The sequence below is a fragment of the Bacteroidota bacterium genome (assembly GCA_016213405.1).
Taxonomy (GTDB): Bacteria; Bacteroidota; Bacteroidia; order Palsa-948; family Palsa-948; genus Palsa-948.
The window spans coordinates 1-19,721 of record JACRAM010000095.1; the positions used below are offsets into that span (position 1 = coordinate 1).

Genomic DNA, 19,721 nt, shown 5'->3' on the forward strand with positions numbered 1-19,721 from the left:
CACGAGCTGGATCTTGTCCGCTCTGTTTGCTCTAAGGCAAGAAATTAAATTGGTCTTGCAAGGGCAAAAATAGAAAAGTTTTAAATAGTGAAATAGTATATAAAAATCTTCAAAAAAAATTTGGAGATAACACAGAATCTCGTTGAAAAATTTCTACCGAAAGAAGAAGGCATGCAATACCCGCTTTGCATAGATGGAAAATTAAACTGTCCGCCTGAGGATTGTGGCGGAATCCCCGGCTTTTACCGGATGCTTGAAATCATAAAAAGCAAGAAACATCCGGAGAAAAAAGAAATGCTTGAATGGCTCGGTGATAAGTATGACGCGCAGTATTTTGACATGGAATCGGTCAATGAAGCGTTGTCAAAACTTGATGAATACATCAAGGAATCTAACGGACTCGGTTAAAGGACATCTCAATTCCCTTCCCGAAAACATTAAACTGCTCTCGTTCACAGGACTTATTGCAGACACGTAGCAAGATTGCGTTTGCCTTGTCCAAATGTACAATGGCAAACGCAATCTTGCGGGGGAAGTTTCCCCCGTGCCCCCTAATAAAATACAGAAGTTATAGTATTACTACTACTTTTTAGATGTAGATTTTATCTGGGAGCTAAGTGAAACTCTACTGAAAAACCTGGACTAACATCGTCTCTAAACCAAAATTCTTTTCCTTTTAACTTTCTGATATGATAAGCATCAGAAGTGCTTTTGCCATTTCTTGTAAGAACAATGTCTGCGTTATCAGAAGCAAAAACCCATGTGCCTACGTAGGATGATAAACCATAAGTCCAGATATAAGTACCCTCTTTTTTAAATTCAATGTATTGATCGCTATAATAGGGTGTGTACTCTGCTCCTGATGCAACCTCAAATACTTTTTCGAACTTCCAAGTGTTCGCCACTCTTCCTTTTTTGGAACTTAAACTCATCACGGGTCCGTCAGGATATTTTTTGCATCCGATAGTAGCAATTGTTGCAGCTGCCATCAGCATAAGAAAAACTTTTTTCATTTTGATGACAAGTTATCTGCAGAAGACTTCCTGCTCATTTATTTGATCAGTATGATTTTCTTCGCAATTATTCCATCTGCTGTTTTTATTTTAACAAAATAAATTCCTTTGGGTTGGGAAGAAATATCTATTTTATAATTTGATTGATTACTGATAGATATTGAATAAATTTTTGCTCCTATTATATTGTAAATTTCTAAATTATAATTTTCCACAAGCAATTCATCATTCTGAATTGTAAACTTTCCATTGGAAGGATTAGGATAAATAAAAATGCTGCCATTTTTATTTGGTTTTGCAAAATCTTCTATTCCGGTTAAGGCATCAATTGTCGCAACAAAAATATCAAAGGAAGAAGTAGTATCATTTAAAAGAACAGACGAATCAAAAGTAATACTGTCGGAACTAAAATATCCCGCTACATAAGGATTTGCAAAAGCATCTACCGTAACAGCGGTTGCTCTACTTCCTCCTAAAGCGTCTCTCCCCCATTTGAAATTGCCGTTGGGATCATATTTTGCGAGAAACATTCCTTTATTTATCAATGAATCGGTTGCATCAAAAATTATAGAAGAAGAAGAGAAATATCCTGCCACATAAGCATTGCCGGATTTATCTGCTTTTATAGAAGGCGCTCGTATTGTATTATTTCCATGAGCGCCTTTTGCCCAAAGCGTATTGCCTGCGCCATCGTTTTTTACAATAAAAATATTATTTCCTCCAGTCCACAAAGTAGTTGAACCAAATGCAATAAATGGGCTATCAAAGAATCCTGATATAGAAATATTACCTAAGGTATCTGTTGCAATCGAAGTGCCTTCATCATCGCCAAAATTTCCATAGCTTTTTGCCCATAACACATTGCCTGCGGGATTAAATTTTGCAGCGAATATATCTTGATTGCCCTGATTGGTTAATGTATAAGTACCTATAGTGAGAGTTCCTGTTCCAAAGTCTCCGGCTATACAAACGTTTCCGAATTTATCTGCAGCCACAGATAAATCTGAATATCCGGATGTGTATATGCCTTTTGCCCAAATAGGATTACCTGCTGTATCATATTTGGCAATGAACTTAGAACTGGCAAGTGTATGTATTAATGTATCAGAAGCGATGACAAGAGTATCAATAAAATTTCCTGCTACAAAGAAATTTCCAAAATTGTCTGTTACAATAGCAGTTGCTGCAAGCCCACCTCCTCCCTTTGTGTCCTTTGCCCATAATATATTTCCTAAAGAATCATATTTTACTATAAAGATACCTGGCTGGGTTAATGTAATTGTACCAAATGTTATAGTATCATAAAATTGCCCAGCTACATAAATATTTCTCGAATTATCTAAGGCAACAGCATATCCACCACTTAAATAATTTTTATTTTTTTGCACAGCATCTTTTGCCCAAATTACATTGCCCGAAGAATTATATTTAGTAAGAAACATTCCCCGATTAATCAATGTTGTCGTTCCAAATGAAATTGAAGAGCTATAAAAATATCCGGTTACGTAAGTATTTCCTTGAGTATCGGCAGCAATTGATAAAGCTTTATCATTAGCATTACCGCCCGCGCTTTTTGCCCAAAGCCAGTTGGGCGATTGGGCAAAAGACAAAGAAGAAAAAAGTGAAATTGCAGTAAATGTAAAAAGTAATTTTATTTTCATTTTTATATATGCAAATATACAAAATTACCTCTTAATAATTTTAGTAGTATAGGTATTATCCGCAGATAATACTTTTATAAAGTAAATTCCTTCCGGTTGATGCGTAAAATCTATTTCCTTTTGTTCAGATTCAATTAATTGATTCAATATAATCTGTCCAAAACTATTATAGATGAGAACTTGATTTGGCTCATCTCCTAAAATTCTAAATGAAAATTTGGCAGCAGTCGGATTTGGATAAACAATTAATTTTTTATCCTGAATATTTATGTCTGTATTTTTAATGGCACTTGTTTGAGAAGAATCGGAATTTGTTCTGAAGTAATTATAGGAACTTGTTGAGCCGCCTGAACAACCATGAATGAATGCAGTGAAATAATTTGTACCTGTTGTCGCATCTGCCGTGAAACCCGGTTCAAGCGTAACTGAATTTGTTCCTCTGAATACTGTCGAGCCTGTGGACGCTGTGGGTGTTGTATTGACATTTCCATTTGTTGTACTAATATCATCTGCTTCTTTATAGCCGCTTACAGTGCCTGAAGGAATTACAAGATTGGAAGTGGAAGGGCAAACAAGGTCTGACTTCCAAATGCCTCTGCCATACGTTCCGGCACGAACTGTATTTTCCCTGTAATTTATTTCCATTTGAGTGCTTCTGATAAAAGGTAAAACTTTATTGGGTACACCCATATTATAGGAAACCCAGTCACTCATGCCCGGTTCGCGGTAATACACTCCTTTTTCGGTTGATATATATATGCCATCATTGCTTGCGTGATCCATAATCATTGCCGTAACATTTTCATCGGAAGGTATGTTAGTGCCGCTATAATCGCTCCATGAAGTTCCGTCATACTTTATCACTTTATTGTAAACAGGCGTTATCATAGATGAATTGGGAATATCGAGAGCGCATGAAACATAAATTTTATTTTTATCCCAATTGCTTGTTTCAACATTTGTCAATCCAATATGATAAATATCTGCGGGTTGTATTCCGGGTACTAAATTGCTCCATGCAGGAGTAATGAGTTGCCATTGTGGATTACCAGTGCTCAAATCCGTATTATTACTCAGATAATAACCATTGCCATAGCCATCGCCCCAACAACCTTCATCCAAATTACTTCCAATATATTTTATTACCTGAGATGCGAATTTTGGGGCATCACCGGAATTATTTGAACTTACTATGTACATAATATTTTTATCAATCTGAGAGAACGACATTCCAAGCGGTTGGGCTTGCCATCCGATAAAATGGATATCGTTTGTATTAACTGTACCGAAGTTACTGGAAGTATAGTTTGGAGCTGAATTGGTAAAAAACGAAACATATTCTGATAAATTTACTTTAAGTACGAAACTCTTTGAAATAGGATCGTACTGAGAAATGCCATTGCCTTTTAGGGTATTGTAAATACGCCCTGGCCTGAATGGATCCTGAAAAAATGGATGCCGTCCAAAACCTTGCAAATTTTTATCTTGAAGCATAGGAGTTCCGGGTTGTAAATAACGGTTTGGGGTTGAAGCCGGGTTATACATATATTTATAAGACGAAGAAGTAAAACCTGCAGACCCGCCAGTTGTCAGGTAATATCCTGCGTTAAAGCCGGAAGCATCAGTAATAATTAAATTGTTGTTAAACTTGTCTATTAAAGCTCCATCATTCTCCCCTGCGCCATGCTGAATAACTTTTCCGGTATAATCATCATAAAGGTCAGAAATTGGTTCATCCTGCTGACCATATACATAAATATTACCATGTGTAATGGGATGAAGTTCACTTGCACCTGAAAAACCATTTAGCAGGGAAATATCTAATCCATTATTTAATCTCTTAACACTGTATAAAGGGGATAGAAAAGAAAGTGAAGCAAACCCTCCATCGCAAGCAAAAAATATTTGATTCGGACTAATAGATGTATTAATATATATGCCATGATAATCATCATGTATGCTTCCTATAAAAATTGGGTTGTTTGTTGTTAAATTGAAATCATGCAGATCTACTCCACCTGTCAAAACATGCTTCGTTGTTGCGTCATAACCAATAACAAGCCGAGCCGGACTGTTATAGTAGTAATCATTATCTGTATTAGGTATAATTGTTTGGTAAGGATTGGTTATTAAACCACTGGTAATATTTTTTGTAAGTTTATGAAATTGGCGCTGAGCATATTCCCATGGATCAGCTGGAGGGCAATTGGGGTAACACGGCCATGAAGAATTTTGAGCAGGATCAGGAACAGAAGGATCACTTAAATTTACAGCAGTAGAGATATAAATATCTCTGTCCCCTCCGGAAAGAGTTTGATCTCCTAAACAAATACCTGCATAAGAATTGAATTGACTGCTCATTTGATTCATATATGGTAGGGATACATTATAAAAATTAGCCCCATCGTCTGTAGATTCCATCAGAAGAGCATTGCCCATTGAACCGCCTATAAGATCTTTAGTGGCAACAGTGCAGCCCGCAACGTACCAGAAATAATCTGTCCCGTTAGATTTTTGAATAAATAGTATATCATGTATATTGCCTGTAATAGGAGAAGATGCCGGAGCCTGAAACCATGACACGCCTGCATTGGTGCTTTCAACGAGACCTGAACTTGTACAGAGAAAAATGGTATTCAGGTTGTTTGGGAAAAAAACAATTTTATTTATAACAACATCTTTAGAATTATAAAAAGGAAGAATTCCGGTGGTAAACCATTGTGTTGTATTAAAATCATATTTTAAAACGGCATTAGAGTAAAAATTATTTCCACCTGCTTCAAAAAAATTAGCAGCATATAATTCGTTGGTGTTTCTGAATGCCACTGCACTGACACCATTTGCGCCCATACCATCCGGAAGATAATTATCAAAGCCCGGTAAAATATGCCAATCGGCACTTGGTATATTGGGATTATAATTATTGGTTTCCCAAATACCTGCGAAAAAACTGCTTGCAATAATATGATTGGGATTTCCCGGCTCAACTGTAATATCATCTATTTGTCCTGACCTGAACCGATTGCTCGGTATTTCATTTTCTGCTTTCGGACCAACAAATTTCCAGATAGGATTAATATTTTGAGCATAGAAGATATTTAAAACAAACAAGAACAACAGTAGAAGATAATATTGCTTTTTCATGTACACTTTTTTATTTTACTATTTCTCGAATTATTTTTTTTCAATTTCAAGTTTCAGTTGCTCAATCGTTTTCTGTTGTTGCTGAATGATATTGTACATCTGGTTCATGTAGAGATAAATTTCTTCAGTGTTTCTTTGCAGCCCGCTTAGGTTTTTTCCTAAATCAGCGCCATTTGCAACTACTTCTTGTTCGCTCTGCATATCGGGCATGCGTTGGTTTGTAAAAATATCATTCATCCTTTCGGTGAATGGCTGGAGTTTATGGTTACTATTAAAAACCCAGTCATTCCATCCGATTTCAACTACTACTTTCGTTGTCCTTATGGCGCCATTTACTGAAAGTTTATATTGAGGGTCAATTTTTGAGGGATCTACTCCCATACCTATGTTTCCGTCATCTCCAAGAAATAAAAAAGCATTTACAGAACCTCCTACATGATTACCATATCCTGCATCACTGCCAGATGGTTTCCAAAAATTAAGCCCTCCCAAACTACTTCCATTGGAACTCGCTGACCAATATTGAATTCCCCATTCACCATAGTCAGCGGCTATTTGGTTCTGCAGGGAAGTTTGTTCGCGTCCAAAAAATAAAGAAGTATTTCCATTTCCATCATAAATTGAAACACTTCCCTGAACTTCAAGGCTCATATTTATTCCTGGAGTAGTTGTGCCAATGCCTACATTTCCTGCTGCTGTTATTGTCATTCTCGGAAGATTTGCTGTGCGAAAATTAAGCGCGAAATTATTGGTTGTTCCGATAAACGGATTGCAATTCGCAGGAACAATATTTCCATCTGTTTTCCAAAACGCATTTAAACCGAAACATGAATTTGGGAAATCTTTCAACACGCCATTTGAATCCACTGCAAGAACTCTGTCCCCGTTGCCTGCTAAATTTGTCAAGCGCAACTTCCCGCTAACTCCTACATTTCCTAAAACCGAAAGACGTTCACCTGCGGAAGGGGTGATTCCGATGCCCACCCCTTTGCCCGCACTGTCTTTTTGCAACACAAGCGCAACGGCAGTATCGGTGGTGGAAACTTCGGCATAACTTTTTGCAGTTTGTTTTTCAATCATGAGGGAATGATTTACGGCTACACGGCTGATGGCGTGAAGGGTGTCAATGATTAACTGGGAGGTTACGATGCTGCCTGTGGTTAGGGTGTTGGAAGAAATATCTCCGCTGGCGGTGATGTTGCCCGCAACGCTTAACTGTCCGTTGCCCACCCTCGCGGTGTTTCCCATCATCACACTGTCGGCATCGAACATGATTTTTTCCGCTCCTGATGCCAGCACCAGTTGATTGGGTGTGCGGATGGAATCTCTTATGATGGGCTGAGGGATTGCTCCTCCATTGCTGAACCGGAAATTCGCGATTGAGATGCTATTTTCCGCGTTGAGATTTTTTACAAATACAGTTCCCGGAAAGGAGATACTTGAATCTTGATTGGTAATCCATTGCGAAGCATTTATTGAATCAACACGGGAACTGAGGTTTGAAATCTGAGTTTGCTGATTGCCTACCGATGTTTGCAAAGAAGAAATATTGCTGCTGTTGACAGTGCCTGTGGTATTGAGGTCGTTGCCGTCAAAGTCAATTTTACCCGATGAAGAAACAATGCTGCCAGCGCCACTGTTGCCGGTTTGAATTGTAATATTCCCTGCTGACAGTTGTTTATTGATGGTTGCAAAATCGCTGATGGTTCTCCCGGTTGTTTTTAGCTCGTTGGCATCAAAATCAATTTTGCCTGATGAAGAAATAATGCTTCCTTTTATTCCGTCAATAACAATGGTGCCGCTGCCACCGCTGCCGGGTCCGCATTTGGGGCAGGGAACCACATTACTTCCTACTGTCAGCACACCGACTATGTGCGCATCTTTATTAATGTGCGCACTACCTTTTATTACCGCATCGTTTTGTACATACAGGGCATCGCATTGAACGGTGAAGGCGGTGAGTAAGCTGTCAAAATAAGCGTTGCCTCTTGAATGCATTTTTCCTGCAATGTCTAATTTATAAACCGGACTGCTTGTGCCGATTCCCACATTGCCCGCAGGCGTTACCCTCATCCATTCCGTGCCGTTGGTCTTTATAATGACCGGAAAGAGGTTGCTTGTGCCGAAAGCAGCAGTTCCGCTGGGTGAATTCAAGCCAAACGACCATTTCTCACCGCTCTGAGAGTGGGAGATGATGGAAACAAAAATGGCAGCTAGCGGGAGTAAAACTTTTTTCATGTAAAATGGAATTAGAGTTCAAAGAAAAAGATTTGGGATGAATTCTCCAAATGTTTTATGGAAATATTTTTCCAACATTCAGAACTTTGGGAGTTATTAAAATGTTGAAACCTTATCAGAGTTTCTGCGTATCAGCCTTCGCTCATGTAGTGATTTGTACTACAAAAACCTTTCTCTCCTATCTGAATTATATATCTTTGTTTTATGAAGCGTATTTTATTTTTTGTTCTTTTTATTTCCGTATCACTTCTTTCATTCTCTCAGAGAAACAAGACGGATACATTTAACCTCTTCCAAAAAACCAAAAAAACGCCCCCAAAAGACATAACCAAAGAAATTCAATCTTCTCCCCAAAGTAATCAGGGTTCGGTTTATTATGCAAAACACGGCACAAGTGAGGGAAAGTGCGCTGGCTATTGTTTTCATGAATCCAGCATTGATTCAATCAATACGGTTACTGTAAGTAAATCTTTGCGGGCAGAAAAAAATTATCCGATAAAAACTGACACCGCGCGAACAATACAAACTCAGTGGGATATGTTAATAAGCTCAATTGATATAAGTTCTTTTTTTGCTATGCCAGAAAAAATTGGAAATCCGGGAGGCGATGACGGAACCTCTGAATGGATTGAGATTAATTATGCAGGTAAAATTCATAAGGTTACTTTTGATAGTTCGGGTCCTGATGAATATGAAGGAATAAAGAACTTGTTGAAACTTTTTAAAAAAATAACTGAGAATTAATACACGCTTTGTGTTTGGATTTTATTTATCAATAACAATTTTCTCCACCGCACTCCCCTGTTCAGTTTTGAGTTGCAAGAAATAAATCCCGTCCGGCTGTGCGCTTAAATCAATTTCGGATTTTCCGTTCTGCGTTTTTTGAGAGAGGATTTTTTCTCCTGTAATGTGATAAATAGAAATATCTCCTTTAGTAATTTCAGAATCAAGGATGAATTTTCCAGTTGAAGGATTGGGACGAACAGAAATATTGATTTGATTATTTAATTCGTTAATGCCAATACCGGCAGGGTCGTATTCCCAAAAATCTTTTTTGAAGTTGCCGGTGCTGTCATAGCCCGTTCCTGCAAATCCTTTGTTACCGATAGAGAAACTTACGGCTCCGCTTCTTGCCGTTCCGACAAAGTTTGTTTTTTGAGTCCACGCATTGCCTGCCTGATTCCATTCCCAAAAATCCTTGTAACTCGCATTGTTCCCATCGCTTCCCAACCCAATATATCCCTTCGCGCCAATGGAAAAACCCATCGCGCGAAATCTTGCCGTTCCGCCCAAACTGGCTTTCTGAGTCCATGTGTTGTTTGACTGATCCCATTCCCAAAAATCATTTGTCGGTGCCGCTCCGCCTCCTGTTCCCACATATCCTTTCGTGCCGATGGAAAAACCGACTGCCGCATGTCTGGCTGTGCCGGTGAAGCCGGCTTTTGGAGTCCAAGCGTCAGAAACAGGGTCATACTCCCAAAAGTCCAGAAGATACGCTCCGTCATAACCTGCCCCTATATATCCCTTTGTGCCGATGGAGAAACCGACAGCATCTCTTCTTGCGCCTCCGGGAAAGCTGTTTTTCTGCGTCCATAAATTGGTCGCGGGGTCATACTCCCAAAAATCCTGTTTCAATATTCCGTCATTGCCTGTGCCGATATATCCCTTTGTTCCTATGGAAAAACCTGTCGCCTGCGTTCTTGCTGTGCCGCTGAAATTTGCCTGTTGCGTCCAGACGTTTGTTATCTGATCCCATTCCCAGAAATCGCCTGTGTATCCGCCATCGTATCCTGTTCCGATATATCCTTTGTTGCCGATGGAGAAGGCAATGGCGCTTTGCCTTGTTCCGCCAAAGTCAGATTTTTGCGTCCATGTGCCTTGGGTAAAAGAGGGGTAAGGAAAAAGAAATGATGAAATGAGAAGAAATTTGTAAAATGTTTTCATCGTGTATTATTTTTGAATACTAAGTTTTTTTGTTGTCGTTCCATTTTCGGATGTTAGATGGAGGAAATAAATTCCGTTAGGTTGATTGCTTAAATCAATTTCAGTTTTTCCATTCTGAATTTTTTGAGAGAGAATTATTTCTCCGAGCGTATTGAGAATAATAAGTTCAGATTCCTGCTCTGTGGTTTCAATGGTGAATGTTCCCGAAGATGGATTGGGATAAATATTAATATTATTTGTATTTGTAGATTCAACAATACCAACTAGTGGGTCGACTACACAAATTGTAAAATTTCCTTCGTTTGTAACGGATGTACCATAACTAAATACTCTAATCAAATATGGAGTTAAGGCAACTGGTGTAAATGTTATTTGGTCATCTATCCAGCCTATATTACAACCACAATATTGTTGCGTAAATGTTGGTGTTGCTGGAACGCAATCATAAGTGTAAATAAAAACATCAGGATCAAAGCCTGAAGAATTTGATGTCGGATGAACCGTAATTGTAAGAGGATTGCTATTGCTCGGAGTTATTGAAAACCAAACATCATCTTGCCAGCGTGTGGACGCATATTGCGCAGTGCAGTTTCTCGGCTGCCGCCTTTGCTTCTTCTTTTTTGCCGAGCTTGTAAAGCACAGCAGCATAGGTGTCATAGTTGAAATACTCGGGATGCAGTTCCACCGAATGTTTTATCCACTCCTCCGCTTTAGCAAGCAGAATTTTGTCGCTCACATGCTCACTGAAATTCCACGCTACGTTATTCAGCAGTCCGTAATCTTCTTTCGCGTATTTATCAATGTAAACGACTGCCCTTTTCGCATAGCTCGTCCAGTCTTTTGTTGCCGCATAAAATCCCATGTCCGCCCTTGAAACAATTTTCTCCGATGACGGAAGGTTCATTTTCACTATCTGCTCTTTCATTTTTTTGTATCCTTCAATATCTGGCTCTTTCTTGTAGAGGAAGCTGAACAAGGAGTAAATACATACCTGCTCTATCTTCATGTTTACAGAATCCGCGGTGTATAGTTTTTCAAAGTCGGTTTGATGGGCAATGAGATATTGAAATTCTTTAGAATCCGTTTCGCTTGTAAAACACATGAGCATAGTCCAGTTCTGCCTGTTGGTGAGTTCTTCTTCCTTCTGTGTGCTGAAATATTTTGCCAGTTCCTCTTTAACGGGCATACAGGCCATGGAAAGCATGGTTATGTATTGAATCATATCCGCAGAAGAAGTATTGCCCGAATCATATTTTTTCTTGCAAGACGTGAATTGCTTTTCGGGATTCATGGCATCAGCGCCAAGTTGCACAAAGCCCTTTGCAGACATGGAACTGCTCACTCTGTGAACCAGTTCTCCATTTCCGTCAATGAAAAGAAAAGTGGGGTAACAGCCGACTTCGTATTTTTTCGCCAGCTCGATTCCCTCTCCTTTCTCCATGTCAAATTCCGCATTGATGAAATTTTTATTATAAAACTCGGCAACGGTATCATTCGGAAAAACATTCTTTACCATCTGCTTGCATGGACCGCACCAGCTGGTGAATGCGTCCACCATGACGAGCTTATTTTCTTTTTTTGCTTTGGCAAGGATTTCCGCGAAAGTTCCTGTTTCAAAACGTATGCCCTTGGGTTCTTCTTTTGCTTGGGCGCTGACAGAAAAAGAAATGAATGTGAAGAATATGAGAAGCAGATATATCTTCATTGTTTAGTTGATTAATTATTGGTTTGCCTTTTCATTTTTCATCCTGAATTACACCATCAATATAATAGATTGTTTTATATAACTTGCCGTTTTCATAATAAGTTTTGGCAACTCCATTTCTTTTATCATTATTAAAAGCACCTTCCCATTTTAATTTTCCATTTTCGTAATATTCTTTTGCGTCTCCATTTTTTTGATCATAAATATAAGTAGTCTCCCAATTTAATTTTCCGTTTTCATAATATTCTTCTACAGTTCCATTTTTCTTGTTGTCAGAATAAGGAGTTGTATTCTTTAAGTTCCCATTTTCGTAATATATTTTAATAATACCGCTTCGCTTACCATCACTCCAAGGATATTCGCCTTTTAACTTTCCGCTTTCATAATACTCTTTTACAATTCCATTCAATTTACCATTACTATATGGGCTTTCAAACTTTAAACTCCCGTTTTTATAATATGATTTAAGAGTATCTTCTCTTTTACCCATACTCCACATCTGTTCTCCTTTTAAACTTCCACTTTCATAATATTCTTTTGCAATCCCATTCGGTATGCCATTTACATAAGGAGTTTCGACCATTAATTTCCCATTTTCATAATAGTTTTTTGCAGAGCCGTTTGCTTTATTACTAACACATGGTGCTAATTCGAATTTTAATTGTCCACTTTTATAATAACCCTTCCCTCCACAGGGTAAACTATCAATATATGTTCCTTCTTGCTTTAAACCACCATCTTCATAATACCATTTGCATTTTCCATCCAAAACATCTTTACCGTTTTCTCGAAGATTAATTATTTTTCCTTCAAATTGCAATCGCCCACTCTTAAAATAATCTCTTACAATTCCGAACGGTTGCCCTTTTTTATAAATAACTAAACGATAATATACTGCTATATTTTCATTAGCAACAGCATTCCAACTTGAGTCCTCGTATTCCATCCATTTGCCTTCTTTTAAATCATTTTCAAATTTATTTTCTGCCTCATTCTTATTTAAAAATCCATCTTGCGCCAATACATAAATACTGGAAATGGTAAGAATAATTATTATGACTAATTTTGTTTTAATGATTTTTACTTTTAAATTTATCTGATTGATTAATTCTTTTATTGTTCATTAATTTATAAACTTTCCTCCTTTTACTGTTGGACTTCCTGCGCTCAAAAAATTTACCTTTATTAAAGAAGAAGGGTTCCCTTTAGTGTCATAAGGTAAAACCTTATACTTTTTCCCTTGATATTCCAATATAATGGGGAAAGATTCTGAACTGGATGTGTTTGATGAATACCAGTTTATTGATTTATTACTTATACCGGCATAAATATATTGACCCGATTTTGGAGAAACTGAATTTATGGTTGCTCCTGCCGGTTTTGTTTGAATTTCCACTACCCACCCCGACCAATCAACTCTATTTGTTACACGAGGCAGTTGAGATTTAGGATATGGAATGTTGCCTCGCCCTTCGCAGTTAGAGCATTTTTCCTTATAGGTTACTGTGCCGCTGCCGTGACATTGATCGCAGTTGTCTATATATTTAGATATCACCTGCCCCGTTTGCATTGTAATTTCTATATTCCAATTTCCCGTTGCCAGAACATTTATAGCATTGCATTTGTTTTGTTACTTGTCCACTGCTTCCGCATTGAGTGCATGTTTCTTTATAAACAGGAGATTCGGTATAAGAATATTCAATTTGCTCCTGCTTGGTAATGGTTTCCTTTTTTATTTCAAACAACCATTTAAAAGTTTCAAAATTCTTTAGCTTTCCATTTTCCTTATCATATGTTGTTGGAATATTCTGAATCTGAAGAATAACGGTTTTTGCGTTTTCTATTTCCCCTTTTGTTGGTCCGGGAATTGTGAATATCGTTGTTTCTCCTCCGGCAGCGATTGATGATTTCCATTTAGTATTAAATTCAGGTGAAAGTGAAATACCTATTCCATCCATTTTAAAAATAACTGGCACATTGTTGAACTCTATAGGAAAATCCATATTATTTACAACCTTGATAGTGAATACAACCTGTTCGGGTGATATATCATAATATGGTGTAGTTGTAATTTTATAAATATCATATCCCGGCTTATTGGGGTCAGCGGTAGTTATTTCTTTTTCTTCAGTTGTTTTGCGTACTGCTTGAAATGAATTTACCTCGCATAAAATCGTTACGCCTCCAATGGTTTGGTTTTGTGTTGTATTTCCGATTAATTTAAATACAGGCAAAGCATAACTTGCTTCATAAGGCGTTGGAGGGGTGTTTTTATCAACCTTTTCATAAGTAACCTGTGAGGATGAGATTCTTGAAATAGATTGCGGTCCAGCCGAAGCGAAAAATAATATTACAAATATAATAAATGTAAATGCTGAATAAATGTGTTTCATTGTTTTGGTGTTTTAGGATTAAACAAAAGAGATTTGTAAAAATGTGGCAAATGAAAAACACAAATTGCTGTAGCAATAAAATAGGTAAGCAAATCTTTCCAATCAAAAGTTCCGCGAATAATATTTTGTGCTTGTAAAATTTCTGATAAAAAACCTAAGGCAATTGTTGAAAGAAACCATAACCCGAAATAAAATGACAATTTTTTATTCCAAATAAAAATTAAACTTGAAAGAAGGGCATAAAACCAAAGTCCGTCCGGCAAATTATATTTTATCCAATTCGGGACTGATGTAATGTTGGTTCTTTCCGTTATAAAAGTATTTCTGTAAAAAAAATAAATAATGCATCCTATAAGAACTGGCAATAAAACATGCAGCAAATAATTGTACTGTTTATCTTTCATGGTTGCATTATTGCTTGAGTTCAGATATTTCCTTATCCTATTCCTGGCGAAGTCCTTCCTTCCCTTTTCTGTTCGTAGCTTCCGTCTTCGCTTTCTTATATTCCATCCGTTTCTCTGAATAGCAAGAGGTAATCAGAAGAGAAGTGACAAGCAGTGGTATCAATATCTTCTTGGCTAGCATAAGGCAAATGTAGGAAGAATTTAAATATGAGCAATATAATGCTCTTTTATTTTTTTAGTATATGGACTTTTGTTTCTGTGAAAAAATCAAAAACAAAACCAGCTTGGAGGAAACTTGGCAAGAAAATCCGGCAAACCAGAAAGGAACAGAATATTTCTCAAGCCCAGCTTGCCTACGAAAGTGGTTTGAGCAGAGAAGAAATTTACAGATTAGAACTTGGTTATATCAATCCAACCTATGATACTCTTGCAGCAATTGCTGAAGCACTGGGCATTCAGGTGAAGGAGTTGGTGGATTTTGAGTGTTGATATATTTCACTTTAATATTTGTATTTTATTATACATTTGACCAATTTTTAAACATTGAAATGTTAAAAATATTATTCTCTCCATATTTGTTCTTCAATTAATCCCGCAAATTTGTATAATGAACATTTCAATCAAAACTGTTCCGGTTACAGAAATGGATAATGCTATACGGGATTTAATGGGTGAAACAACGTTTCCAATAAAACAAACACTTACAGCGTTAAAAAGGTATACAACATCATATCTTAACCCTAATATACATGCATACGTTGAATTTCCATATGTAGATAAGGTATATAGAGATTCATATTACACATATTTTTCTACAAAAAGAAGAAATTATCAAAGAGAATGTATAAGAATAGCACTGTTTAGAAAACCAATTACTGAAGACCATTTTTTTGATAAGAAATATCATAAAGAACATCAAGAAGAAGGGAATTTTTTGGGATTCATTATCGTTCGACCATCCAAACCAAAAGTTATAGGAAGAACTGTTCTTTCGCCATCTGCTTTAAAACAAAATCATTTTTCTACTTGTCTTGTAAACTATAAAGCCATGATTAATGGGGTTGATTTAAAAACATGGGGGTTCCCACACCAATCTCAAGATGGAGAAACTATGACATGTGCCGAAACAAGTATATGGTGTACTTTGGAATATTTTGGAAATAAATATCCTGAATATAAACCGATTTTGCCATCAGATATTATCAACATTTTAAGAAGAGTTTCTTATGAAAGACAAATCCCCTCAAAAGGATTAGAAATTAACCAAATCTCATATACGTTAAAAAAACTTGGTTTGGGAACAAAGATTTATGCTGAACCACAATATAAAAAGGATTTTAATTTAATAATAAATACTTATGTTGAATCGGGTATCCCCATCCTTGCGCGACTAAAATTCCAGTCAGGTCCAGGTCATGCCTATTTAATTATAGGTCACGAGAAAATTTCTGATAAAGAAATTGATAATGCTATCTCACTGGAATTACCAATCATAACTCCTGCTGGAGAAATTAGTATTATAGATAGTTCATGTATCAATAAGAAATATGTAACTATTGATGATAATTTTCCCCCATATCAATTAATATATTTGAATGATCCTTGTTACTATTATTATAAAGATAAACACGGTAATTCAAAATATAATATCAACATCGAGGAAGAAAAAAAATTAAATGAAAAATTTTCAACTGCACAAATAAGTAGCATCGTAGTACCATTACATAAAAAAATATATCTTGACGCTTTTGTAGCAAAAGAGTTAATTCTTACTATCCTATCTTCAAATATCAAAAGTGTAAATGATGATGAGAGTATCGGATATAATCATTCCGAAAAAGAAATTATTTTACGTTTCTTTCTCACTTCAAGTCATTCATTCAAAAGAAAGATAGCTGCTGAAGAAACATTAGACACTTTGAATAAGGATGTCAGAAAGAAAATCATATTAACTACAATGTCACGATTCGTCTGGGTCGCAGAACTTTCGTCAAAGAAAAATCTTAAGGGCAAAAACAAGAAAGCATTTGGTATGATTGTTTTAGATGCGACTGAGGCAAGTAAAAGCCACCTTGATGCATTGATGTTCATCATATATCCTGACAGATGGCATTTTAAATCAAATGATGGTAAAATTACCGTAGGAAAGGATATTAGAATCTCTCCCTTTAATATCTATAATAGCAACTTAAAAACCACATAAACAATGAAAAAAAATAAAAAAACTTCTCTTAAGGAAGTAAAAAAATTCGATGACAATTTTTCTAAAAGCACAACTAAAATTTTTACTGATGAACAAATGAATGACTTAGAAGAGTCTATCAATAAAAGAATGGAAAAAGTTGAAATTGAAGCAGCAGAGAAAGAACAGAACTCTTGGACAGAAGCAGGAAAAGAAATAGTCGGATTCTAAATTTAAAACCCCATGTATTTTCATTATGGGGTTTTTAATTTCGTAATAAATCATTTTGAAATCCCTCTTGATTTATTTTTTCTTCCGCTTCTCATAATCTGAATCTGCCTCTCCCTCTCCACTGTTTTATTTAACTCCACAACCTTAGCCATATCTATTTGCAATCGGCTGAATCTATACTTGGCATTTTCATACCAAACTCCGGTAAATCTTCCGCCCCGTTCATACGGTCTGATATTTTCTGTTTTCAGAATTCGAATAAACCCATCCATTGATTTCGCTTTGGCAAGGCATTCATTTATTTTCTCCGCCAGTTCTTCTTTCATGCTTGCTCTGCCGGTACGTTGTTTGATTTGATACTCCGCATCGGAAATATTTTTTGATTTCCCCTTTTGTTTTTCGTGATTTACAATGGATTTTGAGAGTTCGGGGTATTTATCTTTTTGATACTGCTGAATATTTTTCTTCAGCGTTTGAAATTGCTCCTTGCTCATCCGCATCGCCTTCCCTGTTTTGTATTCCACACCGGAAACGCAGATATGGATGTGGTAATGTTCCTTGTCCGTATGCGGCACAGCAAGATAAATGCCGTTGGGGTTTCTCTGCCGGATGTATTCCCTCGCCATATCTTCCATTTTTGCAAGGGAAATATTCTCTTCGTCCCTATGAAAAGAAATAATTTCATGCGTGAGCATAACGCTGTCTTTTCTTTTTCTTGTTCTGTATTCTTCGTTCTTTTGAAATTGCTTTACCCATTCGTCAATGCTGTTCCCTCGCAGATTGTGAGCAATGACAAAACTCTGCTCGTCCTTGTCAAACAGTCTCGCCTTATCCTTCATCATATATTCAATCAATTGCCGGAAGGAAGGGCGTTTACGTGTTTTGATTTTAACTATCATGGTTTATGGTGGCTGTTATCTCCTGCGGATGACGCAGCAGTTTATCCACTTTCATTTCTATGGCTTCTATCCTCTTTTCAATTTCTATATAAGGAAGATTTTTTCTTTGATGCACTTCGTTCAGAATTTGCGAGAGCGTCTGCTCAATGTTTGATACTTGTTCCCTGTTAGGCACGAGAAATCTTTTTCCGATGTACGCCAGCGCGGATTGTTTCAGAAAAGAAGTCATGGTCAGTTTATGCCGTTTGGCTTCGTTCTTTACTCTTGCATACTCTCCGTTCTTTTTTGAAAGCCCTATGGGATATTCCGGTCTGTCTTTTCTCCTGTTCTGCTTGTATTCAAGAAAATACTTTTTCCAATATTGTTTCTTGGCTTGCTTGATTTCCGTGTTAGTTCCCTTTTCCAATATCCCCACAGAGTCAAGATACGCCCAAAGGCTGGTGTTTGTCCGTATTCTCCTATGGGATTCAGTTGTCATTAAGCGTTAAGGCGGGTAAAGCGTCAGAGAGGCAGGATGGTAGCACCGGGGGTGGCAATTCGCTGTATAGGCGAAACAGGCGCGATTGGTAGTAGGGTTTCAGGCGGGCGAGTATAGGCGAATGATGCCCGCAAACCAATAAAGCGCGGTTTATCTTCATAGTGCGTATTTCATCCCTGGTCATCAGTTCGCGGATAATTTTCTTTCCTTCTTTGTTTTCGTATTCAAAACGACCAAGTGTTTGCTCCAGTTCGCGCGAAGTTTCCAAAGATTGTCCCGTGAAGAACATTTTGGCAAAACAGTTTGATTTAATCGCCTCGGCTTCATGCCGTCCGTAATTATGAATTATCTGGGCGAAGTCCTGCACGATGAGCATGATGCCCGAACGGTGTTTTCTGACATTCGCCACAGCGAGAGGAAGCGTGGGTAAAATAAGAGAGGAACATTCGTCTATCAGAAACCAGACATCATTTTCCGATTCATTCGGGAACCTTGAAAGAATATGGGAGAAAAATTGTTCTGTGAAAATACTGGTGAGGGTGGAATAATATTTCTGGTCAGCAACGGAGTTTTGAATATATAATGCCGTTAACTTATTCCTGAACTCCTGCATATCAATGCTGTCGGTGCTTGTCACTCTGGCAATGGCTTCATCGGAGAATGTTTGCAAAGCAGCTTTGCAACTGGCGATGGTTCCAGACATCACTTTTTCATCGTAAGCCAGAAAAGATTTGTATTCGGTAAATAGATTTTCATCCGCGTGTTTGGAAAATAGTTTGTCTATCTGTTTGGGATTGCCGCCCATCGCGTTTAACAGCAGGCGCAGGTTGTACAAGTTCTGATATTGTTTATCCTGCTTTTTCAAAAGCGTAATCAGCATGGCGATTAAGGAGATTGCCTGATTGTGCCAGAACGGGTCTTTGCTATTGCCATTTCCCCCCAGCGCATTCTGCACAAGCATGCTTGATACTTTATTTATCTCGCTCGAGGTATTGGCTCTCTGCAAAGGATTGAATCCGGAAGAAGCAATCGGATTGGAAAAATTCAGTTGCTTGATTAAATATCCTTTTTCTTTCAGGTATCCTGCGGATTTATTATATAGCTCGCCCGAAGGGTCATGGATTACAAAACTGCCCTTCATGGTGAATAAACTTGGGATGAGAACTATGGAACTTTTACCAACGCCTGTGCCGCCCACAATCAATGCATTCTGATATGAGTTTTTTACTGAAAGATTTTTATCTCCTGTCAAACAAAAACCATATTGCCTAGATGAAAGCAGCGAACCCTGTGAAGCAAACTCTGCTTTGTATCCTTCTTTCTTTTTCGGAATGCCTGAAAATACCATCTCAGCCATTTCAAAACCAAGTTTCAGCGCGCCTTCCATTATTGAAATAGTCGTATCAAATATTTTTTCGATTAGATTCAT

The 19,721-nt window shown here is 37.4% G+C and carries 19 protein-coding genes; 5 read left to right on the forward strand and 14 right to left on the reverse strand.

Going from position 1 to position 19,721, the window contains the following annotated elements:
* Positions 1 to 120: 120 nt before the first annotated feature.
* Positions 121 to 408, forward strand: coding sequence for a plasmid pRiA4b ORF-3 family protein (locus HY841_11605; GenBank protein ID MBI4931402.1), 288 nt, complete (start codon positions 121 to 123; stop codon positions 406 to 408).
* Between the two features lie 194 nt (positions 409 to 602).
* Here HY841_11605 and HY841_11610 read toward each other — a convergent pair whose 3' ends face one another.
* From HY841_11610 to HY841_11625, 4 genes are read right to left on the reverse strand one after another with little or no spacing between them, the layout of a single operon-like run.
* Positions 603 to 1,013 (reverse strand): hypothetical protein, encoded by a 411-nt coding sequence (locus tag HY841_11610; GenBank protein MBI4931403.1) that lies wholly within the window; start codon positions 1,011 to 1,013, stop codon positions 603 to 605.
* A gap of 38 nt (positions 1,014 to 1,051) precedes the next feature.
* Positions 1,052 to 2,674: a T9SS type A sorting domain-containing protein gene (locus HY841_11615; GenBank protein MBI4931404.1), complete on the reverse strand. Its 1,623-nt coding sequence runs from the start codon at positions 2,672 to 2,674 to the stop codon at positions 1,052 to 1,054.
* Between the two features lie 24 nt (positions 2,675 to 2,698).
* Positions 2,699 to 5,818, reverse strand: a complete 3,120-nt coding sequence (locus tag HY841_11620; GenBank protein MBI4931405.1) for a T9SS type A sorting domain-containing protein — start codon at positions 5,816 to 5,818, stop codon at positions 2,699 to 2,701.
* Positions 5,819 to 5,848: 30 nt separating this feature from the next.
* Positions 5,849 to 8,056, reverse strand: coding sequence for a hypothetical protein (locus tag HY841_11625; GenBank protein MBI4931406.1), 2,208 nt, complete (start codon positions 8,054 to 8,056; stop codon positions 5,849 to 5,851).
* A 204-nt stretch (positions 8,057 to 8,260) separates the two neighbouring features.
* Between HY841_11625 and HY841_11630 the strand changes: the two genes are divergently transcribed.
* The gene (locus HY841_11630; GenBank protein ID MBI4931407.1) at positions 8,261 to 8,800 is read left to right on the forward strand and encodes a hypothetical protein; all 540 of its coding nucleotides are present in this window, start codon (positions 8,261 to 8,263) and stop codon (positions 8,798 to 8,800) included.
* 21 nt (positions 8,801 to 8,821) lie between these two features.
* Here the strand turns inward: HY841_11630 and HY841_11635 are convergent, their stop codons facing one another.
* The 7 genes from HY841_11635 to HY841_11665 all read right to left on the reverse strand — a co-directional run bounded on the left by HY841_11635 (position 8,822) and on the right by HY841_11665 (position 14,502).
* Entirely contained in the window at positions 8,822 to 10,000 is a 1,179-nt protein-coding gene (locus HY841_11635) for a T9SS type A sorting domain-containing protein (protein MBI4931408.1), read from the reverse strand.
* 6 nt (positions 10,001 to 10,006) lie between these two features.
* Positions 10,007 to 10,339, reverse strand: coding sequence for a T9SS type A sorting domain-containing protein (locus HY841_11640; GenBank protein ID MBI4931409.1), 333 nt, complete (start codon positions 10,337 to 10,339; stop codon positions 10,007 to 10,009).
* Between the two features lie 211 nt (positions 10,340 to 10,550).
* Positions 10,551 to 11,705 carry a thioredoxin fold domain-containing protein gene (locus HY841_11645; protein ID MBI4931410.1) on the reverse strand — a complete coding sequence of 385 codons (1,155 nt, stop codon included), beginning with the start codon at positions 11,703 to 11,705 and terminating at the stop codon, positions 10,551 to 10,553.
* 31 nt (positions 11,706 to 11,736) lie between these two features.
* A complete protein-coding gene (locus HY841_11650) occupies positions 11,737 to 12,726 on the reverse strand; it encodes a toxin-antitoxin system YwqK family antitoxin (GenBank protein MBI4931411.1) in 990 nt (329 codons plus the stop codon).
* A 102-nt stretch (positions 12,727 to 12,828) separates the two neighbouring features.
* Entirely contained in the window at positions 12,829 to 13,260 is a 432-nt protein-coding gene (locus HY841_11655) for a hypothetical protein (GenBank protein MBI4931412.1), read from the reverse strand.
* Positions 13,250 to 14,098, reverse strand: coding sequence for a hypothetical protein (locus tag HY841_11660; GenBank protein MBI4931413.1), 849 nt, complete (start codon positions 14,096 to 14,098; stop codon positions 13,250 to 13,252). The genes HY841_11655 and HY841_11660 overlap by 11 nt, the downstream gene beginning before the upstream one ends.
* A complete protein-coding gene (locus HY841_11665) occupies positions 14,095 to 14,502 on the reverse strand; it encodes a hypothetical protein (GenBank protein MBI4931414.1) in 408 nt (135 codons plus the stop codon). The genes HY841_11660 and HY841_11665 overlap by 4 nt, the downstream gene beginning before the upstream one ends.
* A 258-nt stretch (positions 14,503 to 14,760) precedes the next feature.
* Here HY841_11665 and HY841_11670 point away from each other — a divergent pair, with 258 nt between their 5' ends.
* The 3 genes from HY841_11670 (at position 14,761) to HY841_11680 (ending at position 16,915) form a co-directional block, all read left to right on the forward strand.
* A complete protein-coding gene (locus tag HY841_11670; protein ID MBI4931415.1) occupies positions 14,761 to 14,991 on the forward strand; it encodes a helix-turn-helix transcriptional regulator in 231 nt (76 codons plus the stop codon).
* A gap of 118 nt (positions 14,992 to 15,109) precedes the next feature.
* On the forward strand, positions 15,110 to 16,705 hold the full coding sequence (locus HY841_11675; GenBank protein ID MBI4931416.1) for a hypothetical protein: 1,596 nt from the start codon (positions 15,110 to 15,112) through the stop codon (positions 16,703 to 16,705).
* A 3-nt stretch (positions 16,706 to 16,708) separates the two neighbouring features.
* The gene (locus HY841_11680; protein ID MBI4931417.1) at positions 16,709 to 16,915 is read left to right on the forward strand and encodes a hypothetical protein; all 207 of its coding nucleotides are present in this window, start codon (positions 16,709 to 16,711) and stop codon (positions 16,913 to 16,915) included.
* 50 nt (positions 16,916 to 16,965) lie between these two features.
* On the opposite strand, the gene HY841_11685 is transcribed toward HY841_11680, so the two are convergent.
* The 3 genes from HY841_11685 to HY841_11695 are packed head-to-tail and all read right to left on the reverse strand — an operon-like array spanning position 16,966 to position 19,721.
* The gene (locus HY841_11685; protein ID MBI4931418.1) at positions 16,966 to 17,814 is read right to left on the reverse strand and encodes a relaxase/mobilization nuclease domain-containing protein; all 849 of its coding nucleotides are present in this window, start codon (positions 17,812 to 17,814) and stop codon (positions 16,966 to 16,968) included.
* Complete coding sequence (locus HY841_11690) at positions 17,804 to 18,292, reverse strand: hypothetical protein (protein MBI4931419.1); 489 nt, start codon at positions 18,290 to 18,292, stop codon at positions 17,804 to 17,806. Before HY841_11690 ends, HY841_11685 begins: the two co-directional genes overlap by 11 nt.
* The gene (locus HY841_11695) at positions 18,282 to 19,721 is read right to left on the reverse strand and encodes a type IV secretory system conjugative DNA transfer family protein (GenBank protein ID MBI4931420.1); all 1,440 of its coding nucleotides are present in this window, start codon (positions 19,719 to 19,721) and stop codon (positions 18,282 to 18,284) included. The genes HY841_11690 and HY841_11695 overlap by 11 nt, the downstream gene beginning before the upstream one ends.

Excerpts from the sequence above, each read along its gene's own strand:
- HY841_11630 (MBI4931407.1), top strand. The coding sequence starts at position 8,261 with ATGAAGCGTATTTTATTTTTTGTTCTTTTTATTTCCGTATCACTTCTT.
- HY841_11615 (MBI4931404.1), bottom strand. The coding sequence starts at position 2,674 with ATGAAAATAAAATTACTTTTTACATTTACTGCAATTTCACTTTTTTCT.
- HY841_11665 (MBI4931414.1), bottom strand. The coding sequence starts at position 14,502 with ATGAAAGATAAACAGTACAATTATTTGCTGCATGTTTTATTGCCAGTT.
- HY841_11635 (MBI4931408.1), bottom strand. The coding sequence starts at position 10,000 with ATGAAAACATTTTACAAATTTCTTCTCATTTCATCATTTCTTTTTCCT.
- HY841_11625 (MBI4931406.1), bottom strand. The coding sequence starts at position 8,056 with ATGAAAAAAGTTTTACTCCCGCTAGCTGCCATTTTTGTTTCCATCATC.
- HY841_11620 (MBI4931405.1), bottom strand. The coding sequence starts at position 5,818 with ATGAAAAAGCAATATTATCTTCTACTGTTGTTCTTGTTTGTTTTAAAT.
- HY841_11695 (MBI4931420.1), bottom strand. The coding sequence starts at position 19,721 with ATGAATCTAATCGAAAAAATATTTGATACGACTATTTCAATAATGGAA.
- HY841_11675 (MBI4931416.1), top strand. The coding sequence starts at position 15,110 with ATGAACATTTCAATCAAAACTGTTCCGGTTACAGAAATGGATAATGCT.
- HY841_11680 (MBI4931417.1), top strand. The coding sequence starts at position 16,709 with ATGAAAAAAAATAAAAAAACTTCTCTTAAGGAAGTAAAAAAATTCGAT.
- HY841_11690 (MBI4931419.1), bottom strand. The coding sequence starts at position 18,292 with ATGACAACTGAATCCCATAGGAGAATACGGACAAACACCAGCCTTTGG.
- HY841_11660 (MBI4931413.1), bottom strand. The coding sequence starts at position 14,098 with ATGAAACACATTTATTCAGCATTTACATTTATTATATTTGTAATATTA.
- HY841_11685 (MBI4931418.1), bottom strand. The coding sequence starts at position 17,814 with ATGATAGTTAAAATCAAAACACGTAAACGCCCTTCCTTCCGGCAATTG.
- HY841_11645 (MBI4931410.1), bottom strand. The coding sequence starts at position 11,705 with ATGAAGATATATCTGCTTCTCATATTCTTCACATTCATTTCTTTTTCT.
- HY841_11610 (MBI4931403.1), bottom strand. The coding sequence starts at position 1,013 with ATGAAAAAAGTTTTTCTTATGCTGATGGCAGCTGCAACAATTGCTACT.